Source organism: Collinsella sp. AM31-2AC (assembly GCF_003469285.1).
Lineage (GTDB): Bacteria > Actinomycetota > Coriobacteriia > Coriobacteriales > Coriobacteriaceae > Collinsella > Collinsella aerofaciens_AT.
The window spans coordinates 14,788-31,935 of the sequence record NZ_QSJB01000008.1 but is presented as its reverse complement, the minus strand read 5'-3'; the positions used below and the strand labels follow the sequence as shown (position 1 = coordinate 31,935).

Genomic DNA, 17,148 nt, shown 5'->3' with positions numbered 1-17,148 from the left:
AATAGTTTAACGCTATTTGAAGGCTTTTGTGTATAAGAACGCATTTCGAAACAATTCTATGCAAGTTTGTTTCGTAATGAGCCGTTTAGGCGGTTTTTGCGCCCGTCCGGTTAAGAAAAGCTGCCAGATGCGTACACATCACGCAGCGCGCGGGCTTAGCGCTGGCGATCGGCCCAAACAACAGGCCCAGTCCCCGATGGTTGTCCTTGAGCGCGGCGACCATCTGACGGGTTCGAGGCGCCTCGAGCATATCACGCATGCGGGCGGAACGCTCGATTGACGACACTCCATGCGGGCTCAGACACAAATTCTCGATGCAGGCGACCAGTCCGGCAAAGTAGAACTTTTGGCTTGCCAGCTTGAGCCGACCACCGCTATCTGCTTCCGAGAGTGAGTCCGCAAGCTCGTCGAGCGCCCGGGTGTCATCGGATACCTTGGCATACATGGTGGGATCAAAGGCATCTGTAAGCTTAGGCGCCGCCGCGTGGAAACAAGCGTCGCCGCATCCGGAGACGCGCTGTGCCTGCGAGAGCGCGCACGCCATAAACCCAACCGTGCGAAACGTCTTATCGCACAAAAGACATGCCTCAAACAGTGGACGGCTGTACATCACGCCAGAGACTTGAGCAACCAAGCCGCCTAAAATCAACTGAGGCAGCCCGGCCACCATCGAAGACTTGTCTTCAATGACAATAGAGGCAGCATCCAAGACACGCGAATGGCGCTCTCGATGTGCATCATAGCGGTCGAGCGACACCGTGGGGAACACTATGTCTGCCGCAGTATCGCACGCGATATCGACCATCTTGGAAAGGGACTGCGGAGCAAACCACTCATCGGCGTTCATGGCGATGATTTGAGAGCCGCGCGAGGCATCAAAACCGGCACGAAGACAAGCGCCGCGCTTCGCGTCCTCGACGTCAATCAAATCAATATGGATGTCCCTGTCGGCAGCAACTTGAAGCGAATGGCGCACACCGGGCGCAGCATCGCGGCAGACAACGACAATCTGCAAATCATAGAGGTCTTGGTTCTGGATACTCTCGAGCGCACGCATCGCATAGCTGGGCGAACCTTCTACCACAAGGATCACCGAAAGTCGCGGATGCGAACAACGTCGAACCAAGTTTTCCATCCTCTCGATAGCACCAAATCAAACTGTCGTTCATGGTACACCCGAGCTATAAAAGCAACGAGCCGCCTAACATGTTGCACGCCAAGAACAGATGTTGCACACGCGCAGCTCACACATAGTATGTGCAAGGCACAGACGCGCCGAGCACTCCCCTAGTCGAGAACGACAAGCTCGTCGGGGCCGTAATCCACACCCATAAACGTAAGGCCGCAGGCAGGAGCCGTGGGGCCCGCAGCGGTACGGTCGCAAGCATCGATAACCTCGCGCATCCACTCGGGTTCACGGCGATGCATGCCAATCTCGACAAGCGTGCCCACGATCGTACGGACCATCGAATGCAGAAACGCATTGCCCTCGATGGTAAACGTCAGGATGTCCTCGCCAAACGCAACCTCATGGCCAAATTCGGCACGCATCACGCAGCGATGCGTGGGCTTGCCAACGGCCGAGGCAACCTTGCAAAAGCTTTTAAAGTCCTGCTCGCCCAGCAGCGCGGGGCAGGCAGAAGACATAGCCTCAACATCCAAGGGATAGCGATGCCACCACACGGCACCGCGGGACAGCACGGGGCGCGCATCGCGATCGGCAATACGGTATGTATACGTACGGGAATGCGCGTCAAAGCGTGCAGAAAAGCCTTTACGGGCCCTGTAGACCTCGTTAATGGCGATATCTTTGGGCAGCAGGGCATCCATGGCCCGCAGCCACCTACGGCGCGTACAAGCGAGCTCAGCGTCCGTAACGGGCACGCTGATGTACTGAGCCACGGCATGCACGCCGGCATCGGTACGCCCCGCGCACGTCAGATCGATCGGGCGGCGAAGCAGCGTCTCGATGGCTCGACGTAGCTCACCAGCAACCGTCGTCTGTCTCGGCTGCTCGGCAAATCCGCTATACGACGAGCCATCATAGGCCACACGAAATACGAGTGTGGCGTCAAGCTCGGAAATCGAATTGAAATCAGACGGCGCAGTCATGGACGCTCCCAACAAACAAGCAACGGTATCGCGACAAAAAAAGAGGGGTACGCGAACGTACCCCTCGAATATAGCCTATGCAGACGGAATGTCTACTCAGCGGTCTCCTCAGCAGGAGCCTCCTCGGCAGCAGTCTCCTCGACAGCCTCGACCTTCTTGGGAGCAGCGGCCTTCTTGGGGGCCGGAGCAGCCTTCTTGGCCTTAGGCGTGCAAGGCTCGGTGACGAGCTCCATGATAACGATGGGAGCATTGTCGCCCTTGCGGTTACCGAGCTTCATGATGCGGGTGTAACCGCCGTTGCGGTCCTGCCACATGCCCTGGGCAGCCTTGTCGAAGATCTCGGCAACGAGCTGCTTATCGCCGAGCTTGGCGATAGCCAGACGACGAGAGTGCAGGTCGCCCTTCTTGGCCCAAGTGATGATCGGATCGACGACCGAACGCAGCGCCTTAGCGCGGGTCTCGGTGGTCTTAATGCGGTCGTTCTCGAAGAGGGCCTTAGCAAGGCTCTTCTTCATGGCCTTGGTGTGGCTCGCATCGGTGCCGAGCTTCAGGCCCTTCTTAACGTTGTGACGCATGGTCTAGTTTCTCCTCAAATATGCGAAGCATTAAGCCTTCAGGCTCAGGCCCATGGACTCAAGCTTGTCCTTCACTTCCTCGATCGACTTAACACCGAAGTTACGGATGTTGAGCAGATCGTTCTCCGAGAACTCAACGAGTTGACGGACCGAGTGAATGCTGGCGCGCTTAAGGCAGTTGTAAGAACGGACGGAAAGGTCCAGATCCTCGATCTGCTTGTCCAGCTCGGCGTTGTCGTTGGTGACCTCGGGAGCGAAGATCGAAGCCTCCTCCTCAACCTCGGGGGTCTCGGCAAGGTTCATAAAGGCGGCCATATGCTGATTGATGATATTGGCAGCCTGGACCACGGCGTCGCGCGGGGCGATGGAGCCGTTGGTCTCGATCTCGAGGACAAGGCGGTCGTAGTCGGTGTGCTGACCGACACGGCAAGCCTCAACGAGCTTGGCGCAACGGGAAACCGGCGAGTACAGCGAGTCGACGTGGATCACACCGATGGGATCGTTGTCGCGCTTGTTGGCCTCGCCAGAGACATAGCCGCGGCCATAGCCGATGCGCATGCTCATGGTGAGATGGCCACCCTCGGTGAGCGTAGCGATGTGCTGCTCGGGGTTGACCAGCTCAAACTCGGACGGAATAAAGAAGTCCGCACCGGTGACCTCGCAGGGGCCGTCAACCGAGATGGTGGCGGTCGCCTCGTCGGTCGTGCCGAGAGCCCTGAAGACAAGACCCTTGACATTCAGGACGATGTCGGTGACATCCTCGACCATGTTAGGGATGGTCATGAACTCGTGCTGCGCACCATCGATCTGAATAGCCTCGACGGCGGCACCCTCGAGCGAGGACAGAAGAACGCGACGAAGGGAGTTACCCAGCGTATCGCCGTAACCACGCTCGAGCGGCTCGACGGAGACACGAGCAGACGTCTCGTTGATCTCTTCGACCTGAACCTGAGGCCTAATGAATTCTGACATGTATTACCTCCAGCCTCAGCAGCCCGGATGGACTACTTAGAGTAGAGCTCGACGATGAGCTGCTCGTTGATATCACCGCTGATCTGCTCACGCGTCGGCAGAGCGAGCACGTTACCAGACAGCTTCTCGATATCGACCTCGAGCCAGCCAGGGACCTCAAAGCGCTCGGAGGAAATCAGGGCCTCCTTGATGGGGAGGAGGTCACGGAACTTCTCGCCGACAGCGACGACGTCGCCGGCCTTGACGCGGTAGGACGGGATGTCCACACGCTTGCCGTTCACGGTGAAGTGACCGTGACGGACGGACTGACGAGCCTCTTTGCGGGTGCGGGCGAAGCCAAGACGGAAGACGACGTTGTCGAGGCGAGACTCAAGGATGATCATGAGGTTCTCACCGGTGACGCCGTTCATCTTACGGGCCTTGTTGAAGTAGCCGTGGAACTGCTTCTCCAGAACGCCATAGATGAACTTGACCTTCTGCTTCTCGCGCAGCTGCATGCCGTACTCAGATTCCTTGCGACGGCGCTTGGGCTGACGGATAGATTCCTTCTTGCTGCTGTAACCGAGCTCAGCGGGATCGATCCCGAGCTGACGGCAGCGCTTAAGAACAGGAGTCCTGTCGATTGCCATATTGATACGATCCTTTCAGTTACACGCGGCGACGCTTCTTGGGGCGGCAGCCGTTGTGCGGAATGGGGGTCTTGTCCTGGATGCTCGAGACCTCGAGGCCAGCAGCCTGGAGGGAGCGGATGGCGGTCTCACGACCGGAGCCGGGGCCCTTGACGAAGACGGAAACCTTCTTCATACCGTGCTCCATGGCCTGCTTGGCAGCAGCCTCGGCAGCCATCTGGGCAGCGAACGGCGTGGACTTACGGGAGCCCTTGAAGCCCACCTGGCCAGCCGACTTCCAGGAAATGACGTTGCCCTGGGGATCGGTGATCGAAACGATCGTGTTGTTGAACGTAGAACGAATGTGAGCCTGGCCCACGGAAATGTTCTTACGGTCCGCGCGCTTCAGACGGGCAGCGCGAACGTTCTTCTTAGCAGTAACCATCTATCTAGCGCTCCTTATTTCTTCTTCTTAGCACCGATCTGACGCTTCGGGCCCTTGCGGGTACGAGCGTTAGTGTGGGTGCGCTGGCCGCGGACCGGGAGGCCCTTGCGGTGACGAAGGCCGCGGTTGCAGCCGATGTCCATAAGGCGCTTGACGTTCTGGTTGCGCTCACGGCGGAGGTCGCCCTCAACCATGATCTGGTTCTTATCGATATAATCGCGGATGGCGTTAACCTCATCCTCGGTGAGGTCCTTAACGCGCGTATCCACGTTAACGTTGCACTCGACGCAGATCTTCGTCGCAGTGGTGCGGCCGATGCCGTAAATGTAGGTCAGACCGATCTCAACGCGCTTCTCACGCGGGAGGTCGACACCATTAATACGGGCCAACGTAGTCTCCTCTCTTAACCCTGACGCTGCTTATGACGGGGGTTCTCGCAAATGACGAGGACCTTGCCATGGCGCCTAATGATTTTGCACTTATCGCACATCTTCTTGACCGAAGGACGTACCTTCATCGTTCTTCCTTTCGGTAGCGCTCAAACTACTTCCCTACTATCTACTCGCCCAGCCGCAGGCGTTTAAAACTATGGCTGGTCTTCACACACAATCCGACCGTAGGTTGAGCTAAGCCTGCAGCCGGAAATGGAGTGCGTGTATTCGTGCCGCTATTTGTAGCGATAGGTGATGCGACCGCGGGTCAGGTCGTACGGGGAAAGCTCCACGACAACCCTGTCACCGGGGAGAATACGGATGTAATTCATTCGGATCTTGCCAGAAATGTTGCACAGAACCGAATGACCGTTCTCGAGCTCAACCTTAAACATGGCATTGGGCAACGGTTCCTTTACCGTACCCTCGAGCTCAATTGCGTCTTCCTTCTTCACAAGCAATCATCTTTCTCTAGAAAACGACAGCGATTGAGTATTCTACAATACGCATGCACGTATCGTAATATCTTCGTAATGGCTCCACAACTAAGCGGAACTTGTTACATTTGAAATGTTAAGGCGTGCATTTGACGCAAGCCCTACATTTCACCGCCCTGCAAGGAACACCAAGCACCTTGGGCATCCGTGGTGAGAATCACCGGACCGTCATTGGTAATGGCGACGGTGTTCTCGTAGTGCGCGGCGGGCAGGTGGTCGTTGGTCGTAACAATCCAACCGTCGGAGCCCGTGCTCACATGGTTGGAACCCATCGTAACCATCGGCTCGATGGCAATGACCATGCCGGCCTGGAGGCGAACGCCCCTCCCCTTCTTTCCATAGTTAGGAACGTTGGGGTCCTCGTGCATCACGCGGCCAATGCCATGACCCACATAATCACGAAGCACGCCGTAACCGTGAGACTCGGCGAGGGACTGAACGGCATAACCGACGTCCCCGATATGGTTACCGGGAACAGCCTGCTCGATGGCAGCCTTAAGGCAATCGCGCGTGACCTCGCACAAAGCCTTGGCTTCGGGCGTGGGGGTGCCGACGAAAAACGTCCATGCGTTATCGCCGACCCAACCGTCGACAACGGCTCCCGTATCGATGGAGATGATATCGCCATCGCGCAGGATCATGTCAGGGTTGGGAATACCGTGAACCACGGCATCGTTGATCGATGCGCAAATGGTCCCCGGGAACCCGCCGTAACCCTTAAAGGCAGGGGTGCCGCCATGCATGCGGATAATCTGCTCCGCGAGCTGATCGAGCTCAAAAGTCGAAACGCCGGGGCGCACCATGGCTCCAACGTGGCGGAGCGCCATCTTAGATAGCGCTCCTGCCTTCTTCATCTGCTCGATTTGCGTTGCAGACTTAATCTTGATCATAGACCGAGAGCCTCTTTGACATCCCCGTACACGGTCTCGCGAGCCTGGTCACCGTTGACCGACTTGAGCAGACCCTGGCCACGATAGTAGTCGACGAGCGGGCTCGTGGACTTCTCGTAGACGTCGAGACGGTTCTTGATGGTCTCGGGCTTGTCGTCGTCGCGCTGATACATCTCGCCACCGCACTTGGGGCAGGTGGCATCGGCAGCAGTGCCGGTGTAACCGCAGGCGCGGCAGGTGCGACGCGAAGACAGACGATCGATGATGACCTCGGGGGCCACATCGACCAGAAGGGCGCAATCGATCTCGCGACCCATGGCGGAGAGCTCGGAATCGAGCGTCACAGCCTGGGCGGTGTTGCGCGGGAAGCCGTCGAGAATGAAGCCCTGCTGGGCGTCATCGGCGGCAAGGCGCTCCTTGACAAGGTCGATCACGAGCTGGTCGGGAACGAGCTCGCCAGCGTCCATGTACTTCTTAGCCTGAATACCAAGCTCGGTGCCGCCCTTGACGGCAGCACGCAGCAGGTCGCCCGTGGAAATGTGGGCGACGCCAAACTCGGCGACGAGCTCCTGTGCGACGGTGCCCTTACCGGCACCCGGAGCTCCGAGCAATACGAGGTTCATGAGCAATCCTCCTCTAGCCTATTTAAAGAATCCATCGTAATCATACATCTTGATCTGGCCTTCGAGCTTATCGACCGTGTCGAGCACGACGCCGACCATGATGAGGATGGACGTTCCGCCAAAAGCCTGGATCAGATGGTTACCCGTGAAGGAGAAGATGATCGAAGGCACGATGGCGATGAGCGCCAAAAAGACAGCGCTGGGAAGCGTGATCTTGTTGAGCGCGTTCTTGATGTAGGCCGCGGTAGCCCTACCCGGACGCACGCCCGGAATAAAGCCGCCCTGCTTCTTAAGGTTGTCGGCCGTGTCATCGGGATTGAACACCATGGAGGTGTAGAAGTACGCGAAGAACACGATGAGGACAACGTTAAGCACCCAGTTGAGCCAACCGGTCGAAAGCGCGGAGGCAACTGCCTGAATCCAGCCGATGCCGGGGAAGAACACGGCAATCTGAGCCGGGAAGTACAGCAGCGCCGAAGCGAAGATGATCGGCACGACACCCGCGGTGTTGACCTTGATGGGCAGGTAGGTGGTCTGGCCACCCATCATGCGACGGCCAACGACGCGTTTGGCGTAGGAGACCGGGATGCGGCGCTGGCCGCGCTCAAGGAAAACAATCAGCGGAATAACCAGCAGGATGATGGCGCAGATGATCACCATGGTGATGATGCCACCGGCATTGCCCTCGGTGCTGGAGAAGATCGCCTGCGGCAGACCGGCCATGATGTTCGCAAAGATGATCAGCGACATGCCATTGCCGATACCGCGCTGGGTGATGAGCTCACCAATCCACATAATCAGCATGGCGCCCGCGGTGAGCGTGCCGACGATCATGAGGTCGAAGATGATCTCGGGAGCGCCGGCGCCATTGAAGCTGATGCCGAAGCTCTTAAAGAGGAAGAGGTAACCCACGGAGTTGAGGATTGCCAGAGCAAGGGTGAGGTAACGCGAATACTGCGTAATCTTGGTCTGACCGACCTCGCCCTCGCGGGCAAGCTCATGCAGGGAAGGCACAACGGCCTGGAGCATCTGGAGGATGATCGAGCTGGTGATGTAAGGCATGATGCCCAGCGAAAACACCGACACATAGCTCAACGCGCCGCCAGAGAAAAGATTCAGGAGGGCCATAGCACCTGCGGCGACCGAATTGTTATCGGTCGAGAAAAGGCCCAGCATCCCCTGGAAGGGAATGCCGGGCACAGGAACGTGCGCACCAATGCGGTACACGACGAGCATAGCTATGGTAAAAAGAATCTTTTCGCGCAATTCTTTGATGCGGAAAGCATTCTTAAGACCATTTAGCACGGCAGCTCGACCTTTCCGCCGGCGGCCTCGATCTTGGCCTGCGCAGAAGCGCTGACCTTGTCGACCTTGACCGTGAACTTCTTGGTGAGCTCACCATTGCCGAGCACCTTGACGGGCTCGAACTCGCTCTTGGTGATGCGAGCGGCCTTAAGAGCGGCACCGTCGATTACAGCGCCGTCCTCGAACTTACGCTCGAGACGCTCAACGTTAACAGCGGTGTACTCGATACGACGGGGGTTGCGGAAGCCCGGAAGCTTGGGCAGGCGCATAGCCAGCGGAGTCTGGCCGCCCTCGAAGCCGGCACCCTTGGTGCCGCCAGAGCGAGAGCCCTGGCCCTTCTGACCGCGGCCAGAAGTGGTGCCGTGACCCGAAGAATTGCCACGGCCGACGCGCTTGCGGTTCTTGGTGGAACCGGGCGCGGGAGTAAGATCGTGAAGCTGCATTTGCTACTCCTCTACAATCTCGACAAGGTGCTTGACCTTGAAGATCATGCCGCGGACGGACTCGTTGTCAGCAATCTCGCGAACCTCGCGGATCCTGTGGAGACCGAGGGCACGGACAGTACGGACCTGGTCCTGCTTGCAACCGTTGGTGCTGCGGACCTGCTTGATCTTGATGGTGTCAGCCATGCTTAGTTCTCCTTACCGACGAACATCTCGGAGACCGTCAGGCCACGGCGAGCCGCGACGTCCTCAGGGCTGGAGAGCTCCTTGAGGCCCTCGACGGCAGCCTTGATGATGTTGAGGCCGTTGTCGGTACCGAGGGACTTGGACAGGACGTTCTTGATGCCAGCAAGCTCGAAGAGGGGACGCACAGCGCCGCCGGCGATAACGCCGGTACCCTCGACAGCGGGCTTGATGATGATGCGGCCGGCACCAAAGTGGCCGAGAACCTCGTGCGGGATGGTGCCCTGCTCGGTCACCGGCACGTGGAACATGTTCTTCTTGGCATCGAGAGACGCCTTGGAGATGGCCAGGGGCACCTCAGCGGACTTGCCCATGCCAACGCCGACGTTGCCCTTGCCGTCGCCAACGACGACGAGAGCGACGAGGCTCATGCGACGACCACCCTTGACGGTCTTCGACACGCGGTTGATGTAAACGACGCGCTCCTCGAACTCGGAGGCCTCGCGCTGCTGCTTCTGATTACGAGCCATGTGCTACATACCTCCTAGAACTCGAGACCGGCGGCACGAGCACCGTCGGCGAGGGCCTTGACGCGGCCATGGTAGATACGGCCACCGCGATCGAAGGCGACCTTGGTGATGCCGGCCTCGATGGCACGCTTGCCAACGAGCTGACCGACCTTCTCCGCAGCCTCCTTGTTCGAGGTGTGGGTGCCCTTGAACTCGGCCTCGAGGGTCGAGGCAGAGACAAGCGTCAGGCTGGAGCCCTTGCTGTCGTCGATGATCTGGGCATAGATGTTGGCGTTAGTACGGGTCACGCGAAGACGCGGACGCTCGGAGGTACCCGAGACCTTGCCGCGAACACGACGCTGACGACGCTTGAGGCCTTCCAGCTTCGCCTTATGCTTGTTCATACGTAAACTCCTAAAAAGGTTGATCTTGCCAGCACCTGACGGGGTGCTGGTCTTATGCGAGTGAGTCGGTTACGACTACTTGGCGGCCTTACCCAGCTTGCGGCGGATGTGCTCGCCAACGTAGTGGATACCCTTGCCCTTGTAAGGCTCGGGAGGACGATGGCCGCGGATCTCAGCGGCGATCTGACCGACCTGCTGCTTGTTGATACCCTTGACGTTCACGTGGGTGTTGTCGGGAACCTCGAAGGTGATGCCCTCGGGAGCCTCGACGATCACGGGGTGCGAGAAGCCCAGGGAGAACTCGAGGTTCTTGCCCTTCTGCTGCACGCGGTAACCGACGCCGGCGAGCTCGAGCTTCTTCTCGAAGCCCTCGGAAACGCCAACAACCATGTTGTGGATGAGGGCGCGGGTGAGGCCGTGGCGGGCACGGGTCTCACGCTCGTCGTCGGGACGGGAAACGGTGAGGACGTTGTCCTCGACGTTGATAGCGAGCTTCTCAAAGACATCGAGCTCGAGCTGGCCCTTGGGGCCCTTGACGACAACGTTGTTGCCGTTGACTGCCACTTCGACTCCGGCGGGAATCTGGACAGGCTTATTACCGATACGAGACACGGTGATCTCCTTTCCTTCTACCTACCGAGCGAATTACCAGACGTAAGCGATGATCTCGCCGCCGACGTTGTGCTTGCGAGCATCGCGGTCGGTCATGACGCCATGGCTGGTGGAAATGATGGCGGTACCAAGGCCACCGCGGACGCGGGGCATGTCGGCAACGCCGGTGTACTTACGCAGGCCCGGCTTGGAAATGCGGCGGATGCCGTTGATGACCTTAGCCTTCTTGGGACCATACTTAAGCGTGATGTGCAGAGTCTTCTGGGGAACGGTGTCCTCGACATCGTAGCCCTCGATGTAGCCCTCCTCGTGCAGAACACGAGCGATCTCGACGAGCTTCTTGCTGCTCGGCATGGAGACCGTGGCCTTGTTCACAGAGTTAGCGTTACGGATGCGCGTAAGCATATCTGCGATCGGGTCTGTAAGGTTCATACAGATTCTCCTTCGTTCTTGATGAACACGTGCTCTTGGTTCTTCGCCGCCCTTAACGGCAAAGCCTTTTTAGCGCGTTTTCCCTGTTCCAAACTGATGCTTGAAACGCTGGTAGTGACTTACCAGCTGGCCTTCTTAACGCCGGGAAGCTCGCCCTTGAGTGCAAGCTCGCGGAAGCAGACACGGCACAGGCCGAACTTGCGGTACACAGAGTGCGGACGGCCGCAGCGCTGGCAGCGCGTGTACTCACGAGTAGAGAACTTCTGCTTGCGATTGCACTTGACGATCATCGATGTCTTAGCCACTTATATCCTCCTCACATAGAGTATTGTTCGCCCCAAGCGCCGCCCCCTTCTGGGAACGGCGCTCATAGGGCAGGTGAACCTATTTCTTGAACGGGAAACCGAAGGCGTCCAGAAGGGCCTTGGCTTCCTCATCGGTGTTGGCGGTGGTCACGAAAGTGATGTCCATACCACGCTGGTGATCGACGGAGTCGAAGTCGATCTCGGGGAAGATGAGCTGCTCGGTGACGCCCATGGAGAAGTTACCACGGCCGTCGAAGCTCTTGGCGGAGATGCCGCGGAAGTCGCGGATACGGGGGATCGCGACGGAGGTCAGACGATCGAAGAACTCCCACATACGGTCGCCACGCAGGGTAACCTTGCAGCCGATCGGCATACCAGCGCGCAGGCGGAAGGTAGCGATGGACTTGCGGGCACGGGTGATCATCGGCTGCTGGCCGGTGATGGCGCGCAGGTCGCGCACGGCACCGTCGATGGCCTTGGAATCGGTAGCGGCCTCGCCGACACCCATGTTCACGACGATCTTCTCAAACTTGGGGATCATCATGACGTTCTCGTACTGGAACTTGTCCTGAAGCTGCTGCTTGACCTCGTTGTTGTACTTGGTCTTCAGACGCGGCACATACTTCTCTTCTGCCATTGTTCACTCCTTCTTGGGGTTTTAAGCACGGGGCGTGGCCACGATGGGTTGTCCTCGTGCCTCCTGGCTGCATCCGCGCCGCTCATGGCATTTCGCGGTTTGGACTCGACACAGCAGGAGCCGACAAAACAATCGGTACTATACGCGCATCGAGAGCGTATTTCCAGAAAAACCTCGTCTGCCTGCACAACTCCACAACTCCCCCGCACATATTGATCCCTAGGGGACGGAGGAAAATGGCAGTTGCGGTGAAATAGGGACCGTTTGACGGCTTAACAGGCTTTAACAGTCCGTATTTCACCGCAACTCATATATGGGGATGCGATTAGCGCTTGCGGGGGACGAGCTTGGTGCGGCGCAGGTGGATCATCTCGGCAGCGATGGAGATGGCGATCTCCTCGGGGTCCTCGGCCTCGATGGCGACACCGATCGGCAGGTGCAGCTCGTCGATCTGGTCCTGCGTAAAGCCCTCCTGCTCCAGGCGGGCGCGCACAAAGGCCGTCTTGCGGCGCGAACCCAGACAGCCCAGATAGGCGGGCTTGGCGTGCATGGCCTGAATCACCACGTCAATATCGGACTTGTGACCCGCCGTGGCGACGACCACTAGGTCACGCGGGCCGATGGGGCACTGCTTGCTCAGGTTCTTGTAGTCGACCAGACGACGGTCGTAGACACCGGGCACCCATTCGGGGGTCAGTGTGCCGGGGCGGTCGTCGCAAGCCACGACGGCAAAGCCCGCCGCCGTGAGCACCCGCGCCGTCGCAGCACCCACGTGGCCGCAGCCAAAGATATAGGTCAGGCCCTCGGGGCAGAGCGTCTCGATGTGCGCCGCGGGAATCTCGGAGACCGCGTTGGTGTAGGTGACCTTACTCCCCTCCTCCACCAGCGAAAGCTCGGGGCAGCCCATTATGGTGCGGCGCGACTCCTCGCCATGGTATTCGGCAACGTCGCCTTCATGCGCACTTGCGATAAACGGTTCAAAGTCGATGACGAAGTCGCCGATGCGCCGATAGGCCAAGACGTCGGCAACCGACTGGAACAACGGTGCCTGGGTCGCATCCAGATGCAGGTAGCACAGGCAGATGGCTCCGCCGCAAATCATGCCGGTATCGGAGTTCTCGCCGCCCATGGTGTAGCGGACCAGACGCGATTTACCCCCGGCCAGCAGCTCGCGCGCCTCGTCCAGCGCAAAGAGCTCAATCTTGCCGCCGCCGATAGTGCCCGCTTGGCTGCCATCGGCAAAGACAGTCATCCATGCGCCCACACCGCGCGGGGACGACCCCGCCGTACCGGCCACTACCACCAGCTCGCACGTCTCGCCAGCACGCAGGGCGGCAAGCGCCGCATTCACAACATCGAGCTTTTCCATTGCCGCCTTCTATCCTCTAAAGACATCGGTGAGCATAGCGAGTGCCTCGAGCACGCCGCCGCCGACCGACGTCGCTTTGTCCGAAATGTAGTTGATATAGCTGGCATCGCCGCGCGGATCGACATCGGCGCATTTAAAGCCCTCAGTCACCTGCACACCGTTCGCCAAAAGCCCGCGCAGACAGCCATCGATCTGCGTGCACATGGGTGTATCGCCCGCGTAGCCAATCACGTCTCCGGCGCTCACGATGTCGCCGATTGCGCGGTCGGACCGAAACACACCGGCGGCGGGGCTGTGGATAACGCGCTCCTTGCCATAGCCGGCGATAATGCCCGGCACGCCCGTGTTGGGCTGGGGCGAACCTTGGGTAATGACACGGCCGAGAAAATGCCCGCGCATGGTCTCGACCACGGCGTCGCAGTCAACCGGCGCGGTAAAGCCCGGCCCCACGGCGATGACGGCAGGCGCCATGTCGCGCGTGGTACCTAGATTGCGCTTGGCCAAAATCGCGTCGACCACGGCAGCGGGTTTCAGCTCGCCGAGCATCTTGGCCTGGGGGTCCACCACAACGGCGGCATCTCCAGCCTCGGCAATCGCAAGCGCCTCAGCTGGCGTCTGCGCCAAGCGAGCGCGAATGCCCTCGACCTGGACCTCGCCCAGGCGAATGGCCTCGCAAAAACTGATTGTGCGACGGATGCACGTGGGAACCGCGATATCGGCCATAACGACCGACACGCCGGCGCGCACCAAGCGAGCGGCGACGCCCGTGGCGATATCGCCGGCGCCGCGAACATAAACGAGCATTCCCGGGGCACCTCCCTGTGCTACGGTTTGAGCAGAGCAAAAGCGGTTCGACCGCTACTCTGATGATTATTTATTATCACAGTATTATACGGCGGTGAACAGATGGAAACGGTTAGCGGCAATCTTGCCTCGGCGCTCAGGATCGAGCCGGGCATTACCGCGATTATCGGCAGCGGCGGCAAGTCGACCTTGCTCAAGACGCTGGGTCTTGAGCTCATGCGCGCTGGCGGCCGCGTGCTCCTCTGTACCACCACGCATATGCTTCCCGTTGCCGGCGTGCCGTGGGACGGGTCGAATCGTCGCCTGGACGCCGCGCCTTGGAAGCCGGGTGCCTCGCATGTCCCCGGCTGCACCTGCGAGGCCTGCGCGGGCCTTGCGCGCGGAAGCATCTGCCAAGCAGGTGTCTTGGACCCCGAGACGGGCAAGCTCTCCTCCCCCGCCGAGCCACTCGGCGAGCTGGCGCAGCGCTTTGACTATGTGTTGGCCGAGGCGGACGGCAGCAAGCGGCTCCCGCTCAAGGCCCACGCCGCCTGGGAGCCGGTAATTCCCGCCGCCACGGCAAACGTTGTCTGGGTCGTCGGCGCCTCGGGATTCGGCAAACCCATCAGCGAGGCCGTCCATCGCCCCGAGCTTTTTTGCGAGCTCTGCGGTTGCGAACTCACCGACATCGCCACGCCCGAGCGCGTCGCCCAGGTGCTCAATGCCGAGATGCAGGCGCTGAAGCTCAGCACCGCACGCGTCATGCTCAACCAAGTCGACACACTTGCCGACTCAACGATAGCCGACCGCTTCCAGGCAGCCCTCGGCCGCCCCGTCGTCGCCACCAACCTCAAGTAGCTGGCGCTGCCCCAGCAGGCCTATAAGTTGCGGTGGAATAGTTCCTGAAACGGCCTATTTGGCGGCTAAACAGGAACTATTCCACCGCAACTGCGGATGGAAATCCGGTGATCTTCCTGCTAGCGGGGCACGTAGCGACCGGGCTGGGCTCCGGTGGGCTCGCCGTCGCGCGCAGCCAGTACGCCGTTCACAAACACGGCCTTGGCGCGGCCGTGCGCCTCAAAGCCCTCGAGCGGCGTGTAGTCCACGGCCTGATGCTGCGTCGCGGCGCTAATCGTCCAGCGCGCCTTGGGATCCCACACGCACACGTCGGCATCGGCGCCCTCGGCAAGACAGCCCTTGTGCGGATACATGCCAAAGACGCGCGCCGGGTTCTCGCTCATCAGGCGGCACAGATCCTCGGGGCCCAGCTGTCCCTCAAAGCTCGTAGCGATCGCGACGGGGCGATGCTCCACGCCGGGTCCGCCGTTGGGAATCGCGCGGAAGTCGTCGCGCCCGCGGTCCTTTTGCCCGTGCAGGTTAAAGCTACAGTGGTCGGTCGCAATCGTATCGATCTCGCCGGCCACAAGCGCCTCGCGCAGTGCCGCACGGTCGCCGGCATGGCGCAGCGGCGGACTCATCACGTACTTGGCGCCCGCAAAGCCGTCCTCGCCCTGCTCCAAGTAGCACGTGTCGTCGAGCATCAGATACTGAGGGCATGTCTCGACATAGATGTTCTTCTGCCCGCGCGCTTTGGCAGCGCGAATGGCCTCGAGCCCCAGCTTGGTCGAAAGGTGCACCACGTTGACCGGAGCGTCCCCGGCCAAGTGCGCCAGATACAGCAGGCGGCTCACGGCCTCGGCCTCACACACGTCCGGACGGCTGAGCGCATGGCCCTCGGGCCCGTGGATACCCTGCTCAAACACGCGCTTCTGCAGCGCGTTGACCAACGTGCCGTTCTCGCAATGCACGCACAGGATACCGCCCACGCGCTTGAGCTCCTCCAGCACCTCGAGCGTCTCGGCATCGTCCAGGCGCAGATGGTCGTAGGCAAAGTAGGTCTTAAACGACGACACGCCCGCCTCGCGCATGGCCGAAAGATCGGCGCGGTTGCGCTCATTCCACTCGGCAAGCGCCATATGGAAGGCATAGTTGGCGGTGCAGGTGCCGTCGGCGCGATGATGCCACTCGGCCAAGGCATCGGGCATGGTCACGCCGCGATCGGCCGTCGCGTAGTCCACAATGGTCGTCGTGCCGCCGCAGGCAGCCGCGCGCGTGCCGGTCTCAAAGCTATCGGCTGTCCAATCCATGCCGGTCCAGCACTGCATGTGCGTGTGCCCATCGATAAAGCCCGGGAACACCCAGCAGCCCGCAGCATCCTCGACGGTATCGCCCTCGGCCGGCTCAATCGCCGCGGCAATCCGCACGATCTTATCGCCATCCATGGCAAGATCGGCGCGGCGAAGCCCCTGGGGCGTCACGAGTGCGCCGTTTTTGATGATGATCATAATTGCTCCTTATTGATTGATGCAGTTGGCCACGCGATCAAAATACGAGCAGGCGGCGATATGCTCCGTTATGCGTCGCTGTCCCTTGACGGTATCGACGTCCCACAGCTCGTAGGCACGCGCCTCGACCAGCACCACGTCGGTACGGTCCTTGAGGATCGAACCGCCGCCGTCCTTACCCTCAAGACACATAAGTGCATCGAACAGTTCCGCCGGAAAGAGCACCGGGCTCGAAGGCTCACCGTTGCACGCAAGACGCACCGGATGCTTGCGGCCACGCTCGTCAAATGCACGAACCATAGCCTCAAAAGAATCCGAACTCACGAGCGGCTGGTCGCCCGGCAAAAAGAGGCAACCTTTCCAGTTGCGTTCGACTCCCCACGAAAGGCCCGCACGGACGCTTTCGCTGCGCAGCTCGCCATCGTGCAGCACGCACGGGCAATGCTTGTCATCACAAATCTGAGCGACCTCGGGCCAACGCGTCGAAACCACAACGTCAAAGCCCCGGGGAACCGAATCAATGGTCCGGGCAATCAGCGGCTCGCCATAGATATCGGCGAGCATCTTGTTAGAGCCAAATCGCTTGCCCTCGCCCGAAGCCATAATGACGCAACCAAGTTTCATGGCGATACCTCCCCTGAAACCATCGTACCCATAACTCGCGTCGC

General features: G+C 59.9%; 25 protein-coding genes. 1 reads left to right on the top strand and 24 read right to left on the bottom strand.

The window, feature by feature from the left end; all coding sequences use genetic code 11:
* Positions 1-85: 85 nt before the first annotated feature.
* From DW796_RS05000 to yqeB, 22 genes are all read right to left on the bottom strand, one after another.
* Complete coding sequence (locus DW796_RS05000; protein WP_158566985.1) at positions 86-1,084, bottom strand: glycosyltransferase; 999 nt, start codon at positions 1,082-1,084, stop codon at positions 86-88.
* Between the two features lie 203 nt (positions 1,085-1,287).
* Positions 1,288-2,112 carry a tRNA pseudouridine(38-40) synthase TruA gene (truA, locus tag DW796_RS04995; RefSeq protein WP_118094461.1) on the bottom strand — a complete coding sequence of 275 codons (825 nt, stop codon included), beginning with the start codon at positions 2,110-2,112 and terminating at the stop codon, positions 1,288-1,290.
* Between the two features lie 92 nt (positions 2,113-2,204).
* Complete coding sequence (gene rplQ / locus DW796_RS04990) at positions 2,205-2,687, bottom strand: 50S ribosomal protein L17 (protein WP_089573564.1); 483 nt, start codon at positions 2,685-2,687, stop codon at positions 2,205-2,207.
* A gap of 30 nt (positions 2,688-2,717) precedes the next feature.
* Positions 2,718-3,659, bottom strand: coding sequence for a DNA-directed RNA polymerase subunit alpha (locus DW796_RS04985; protein WP_006235276.1), 942 nt, complete (start codon positions 3,657-3,659; stop codon positions 2,718-2,720).
* Between the two features lie 32 nt (positions 3,660-3,691).
* A complete protein-coding gene (gene rpsD, locus DW796_RS04980; RefSeq protein WP_006235275.1) occupies positions 3,692-4,288 on the bottom strand; it encodes a 30S ribosomal protein S4 in 597 nt (198 codons plus the stop codon).
* A 19-nt stretch (positions 4,289-4,307) separates the two neighbouring features.
* The gene (gene rpsK, locus DW796_RS04975) at positions 4,308-4,712 is read right to left on the bottom strand and encodes a 30S ribosomal protein S11 (RefSeq protein WP_118094460.1); all 405 of its coding nucleotides are present in this window, start codon (positions 4,710-4,712) and stop codon (positions 4,308-4,310) included.
* Positions 4,713-4,726: 14 nt separating this feature from the next.
* Positions 4,727-5,101 carry a 30S ribosomal protein S13 gene (gene rpsM / locus DW796_RS04970; protein ID WP_022094275.1) on the bottom strand — a complete coding sequence of 125 codons (375 nt, stop codon included), beginning with the start codon at positions 5,099-5,101 and terminating at the stop codon, positions 4,727-4,729.
* A gap of 14 nt (positions 5,102-5,115) precedes the next feature.
* Complete coding sequence (rpmJ, locus tag DW796_RS04965) at positions 5,116-5,229, bottom strand: 50S ribosomal protein L36 (protein ID WP_006363204.1); 114 nt, start codon at positions 5,227-5,229, stop codon at positions 5,116-5,118.
* 150 nt (positions 5,230-5,379) lie between these two features.
* Positions 5,380-5,598, bottom strand: a complete 219-nt coding sequence (gene infA / locus DW796_RS04960) for a translation initiation factor IF-1 (RefSeq protein WP_035137443.1) — start codon at positions 5,596-5,598, stop codon at positions 5,380-5,382.
* A gap of 143 nt (positions 5,599-5,741) precedes the next feature.
* Complete coding sequence (gene map / locus DW796_RS04955; RefSeq protein WP_006235270.1) at positions 5,742-6,530, bottom strand: type I methionyl aminopeptidase; 789 nt, start codon at positions 6,528-6,530, stop codon at positions 5,742-5,744.
* A complete protein-coding gene (locus tag DW796_RS04950) occupies positions 6,527-7,153 on the bottom strand; it encodes an adenylate kinase (RefSeq protein WP_006235269.1) in 627 nt (208 codons plus the stop codon). Before DW796_RS04950 ends, map begins: the two co-directional genes overlap by 4 nt.
* A gap of 18 nt (positions 7,154-7,171) precedes the next feature.
* Positions 7,172-8,458, bottom strand: coding sequence for a preprotein translocase subunit SecY (gene secY / locus DW796_RS04945; RefSeq protein WP_035137447.1), 1,287 nt, complete (start codon positions 8,456-8,458; stop codon positions 7,172-7,174).
* Positions 8,452-8,901, bottom strand: coding sequence for a 50S ribosomal protein L15 (gene rplO / locus DW796_RS04940; protein WP_006235267.1), 450 nt, complete (start codon positions 8,899-8,901; stop codon positions 8,452-8,454). The genes secY and rplO overlap by 7 nt, the downstream gene beginning before the upstream one ends.
* Before the next feature lie 3 nt (positions 8,902-8,904).
* Positions 8,905-9,087, bottom strand: a complete 183-nt coding sequence (gene rpmD, locus DW796_RS04935; RefSeq protein ID WP_006235266.1) for a 50S ribosomal protein L30 — start codon at positions 9,085-9,087, stop codon at positions 8,905-8,907.
* A gap of 2 nt (positions 9,088-9,089) precedes the next feature.
* A complete protein-coding gene (gene rpsE / locus DW796_RS04930; protein WP_055252236.1) occupies positions 9,090-9,614 on the bottom strand; it encodes a 30S ribosomal protein S5 in 525 nt (174 codons plus the stop codon).
* A 14-nt stretch (positions 9,615-9,628) separates the two neighbouring features.
* On the bottom strand, positions 9,629-9,997 hold the full coding sequence (gene rplR / locus DW796_RS04925; protein WP_006235264.1) for a 50S ribosomal protein L18: 369 nt from the start codon (positions 9,995-9,997) through the stop codon (positions 9,629-9,631).
* Between the two features lie 75 nt (positions 9,998-10,072).
* Complete coding sequence (rplF, locus tag DW796_RS04920; RefSeq protein WP_006235263.1) at positions 10,073-10,609, bottom strand: 50S ribosomal protein L6; 537 nt, start codon at positions 10,607-10,609, stop codon at positions 10,073-10,075.
* A gap of 33 nt (positions 10,610-10,642) precedes the next feature.
* Complete coding sequence (rpsH, locus tag DW796_RS04915) at positions 10,643-11,041, bottom strand: 30S ribosomal protein S8 (protein ID WP_006235262.1); 399 nt, start codon at positions 11,039-11,041, stop codon at positions 10,643-10,645.
* 119 nt (positions 11,042-11,160) lie between these two features.
* Complete coding sequence (locus DW796_RS04910; RefSeq protein WP_022094280.1) at positions 11,161-11,346, bottom strand: type Z 30S ribosomal protein S14; 186 nt, start codon at positions 11,344-11,346, stop codon at positions 11,161-11,163.
* A gap of 79 nt (positions 11,347-11,425) precedes the next feature.
* Positions 11,426-11,983 (bottom strand): 50S ribosomal protein L5, encoded by a 558-nt coding sequence (rplE, locus tag DW796_RS04905; RefSeq protein WP_006235260.1) that lies wholly within the window; start codon positions 11,981-11,983, stop codon positions 11,426-11,428.
* Positions 11,984-12,308: 325 nt separating this feature from the next.
* Positions 12,309-13,352 (bottom strand): XdhC family protein, encoded by a 1,044-nt coding sequence (locus tag DW796_RS04900; protein ID WP_118094459.1) that lies wholly within the window; start codon positions 13,350-13,352, stop codon positions 12,309-12,311.
* A gap of 9 nt (positions 13,353-13,361) precedes the next feature.
* Entirely contained in the window at positions 13,362-14,156 is a 795-nt protein-coding gene (gene yqeB, locus DW796_RS04895) for a selenium-dependent molybdenum cofactor biosynthesis protein YqeB (protein WP_118094458.1), read from the bottom strand.
* A 102-nt stretch (positions 14,157-14,258) separates the two neighbouring features.
* On the opposite strand from yqeB, the gene yqeC reads away from it, so the two are divergent.
* Positions 14,259-14,993: a selenium cofactor biosynthesis protein YqeC gene (gene yqeC / locus DW796_RS04890; RefSeq protein ID WP_118094457.1), complete on the top strand. Its 735-nt coding sequence runs from the start codon at positions 14,259-14,261 to the stop codon at positions 14,991-14,993.
* Positions 14,994-15,112: 119 nt separating this feature from the next.
* On the opposite strand, the gene hydA is transcribed toward yqeC, so the two are convergent.
* Together hydA and DW796_RS04880 are read right to left on the bottom strand one after the other, a co-directional pair.
* Complete coding sequence (hydA, locus tag DW796_RS04885) at positions 15,113-16,480, bottom strand: dihydropyrimidinase (protein ID WP_118094456.1); 1,368 nt, start codon at positions 16,478-16,480, stop codon at positions 15,113-15,115.
* A gap of 9 nt (positions 16,481-16,489) precedes the next feature.
* Entirely contained in the window at positions 16,490-17,104 is a 615-nt protein-coding gene (locus tag DW796_RS04880; protein ID WP_158551151.1) for a nucleotidyltransferase family protein, read from the bottom strand.
* Positions 17,105-17,148 lie beyond the last annotated feature (44 nt).

Coding starts and splice junctions, on each gene's coding strand:
- yqeC (WP_118094457.1), top strand. CDS start 14,259: ATGGAAACGGTTAGCGGCAATCTTGCCTCGGCGCTCAGGATCGAGCCG.
- rplQ (WP_089573564.1), bottom strand. CDS start 2,687: ATGCGTCACAACGTTAAGAAGGGCCTGAAGCTCGGCACCGATGCGAGC.
- hydA (WP_118094456.1), bottom strand. CDS start 16,480: ATGATCATCATCAAAAACGGCGCACTCGTGACGCCCCAGGGGCTTCGC.
- DW796_RS04880 (WP_158551151.1), bottom strand. CDS start 17,104: ATGAAACTTGGTTGCGTCATTATGGCTTCGGGCGAGGGCAAGCGATTT.
- rpsK (WP_118094460.1), bottom strand. CDS start 4,712: ATGGTTACTGCTAAGAAGAACGTTCGCGCTGCCCGTCTGAAGCGCGCG.
- map (WP_006235270.1), bottom strand. CDS start 6,530: ATGATCAAGATTAAGTCTGCAACGCAAATCGAGCAGATGAAGAAGGCA.
- rpmJ (WP_006363204.1), bottom strand. CDS start 5,229: ATGAAGGTACGTCCTTCGGTCAAGAAGATGTGCGATAAGTGCAAAATC.
- rpsH (WP_006235262.1), bottom strand. CDS start 11,041: ATGAACCTTACAGACCCGATCGCAGATATGCTTACGCGCATCCGTAAC.
- rpsE (WP_055252236.1), bottom strand. CDS start 9,614: ATGGCTCGTAATCAGAAGCAGCAGCGCGAGGCCTCCGAGTTCGAGGAG.
- DW796_RS04985 (WP_006235276.1), bottom strand. CDS start 3,659: ATGTCAGAATTCATTAGGCCTCAGGTTCAGGTCGAAGAGATCAACGAG.
- rplE (WP_006235260.1), bottom strand. CDS start 11,983: ATGGCAGAAGAGAAGTATGTGCCGCGTCTGAAGACCAAGTACAACAAC.
- DW796_RS04900 (WP_118094459.1), bottom strand. CDS start 13,352: ATGGAAAAGCTCGATGTTGTGAATGCGGCGCTTGCCGCCCTGCGTGCT.
- rplR (WP_006235264.1), bottom strand. CDS start 9,997: ATGAACAAGCATAAGGCGAAGCTGGAAGGCCTCAAGCGTCGTCAGCGT.
- rpsD (WP_006235275.1), bottom strand. CDS start 4,288: ATGGCAATCGACAGGACTCCTGTTCTTAAGCGCTGCCGTCAGCTCGGG.
- yqeB (WP_118094458.1), bottom strand. CDS start 14,156: ATGCTCGTTTATGTTCGCGGCGCCGGCGATATCGCCACGGGCGTCGCC.
- DW796_RS04950 (WP_006235269.1), bottom strand. CDS start 7,153: ATGAACCTCGTATTGCTCGGAGCTCCGGGTGCCGGTAAGGGCACCGTC.
- rplO (WP_006235267.1), bottom strand. CDS start 8,901: ATGCAGCTTCACGATCTTACTCCCGCGCCCGGTTCCACCAAGAACCGC.
- truA (WP_118094461.1), bottom strand. CDS start 2,112: ATGACTGCGCCGTCTGATTTCAATTCGATTTCCGAGCTTGACGCCACA.
- rpmD (WP_006235266.1), bottom strand. CDS start 9,087: ATGGCTGACACCATCAAGATCAAGCAGGTCCGCAGCACCAACGGTTGC.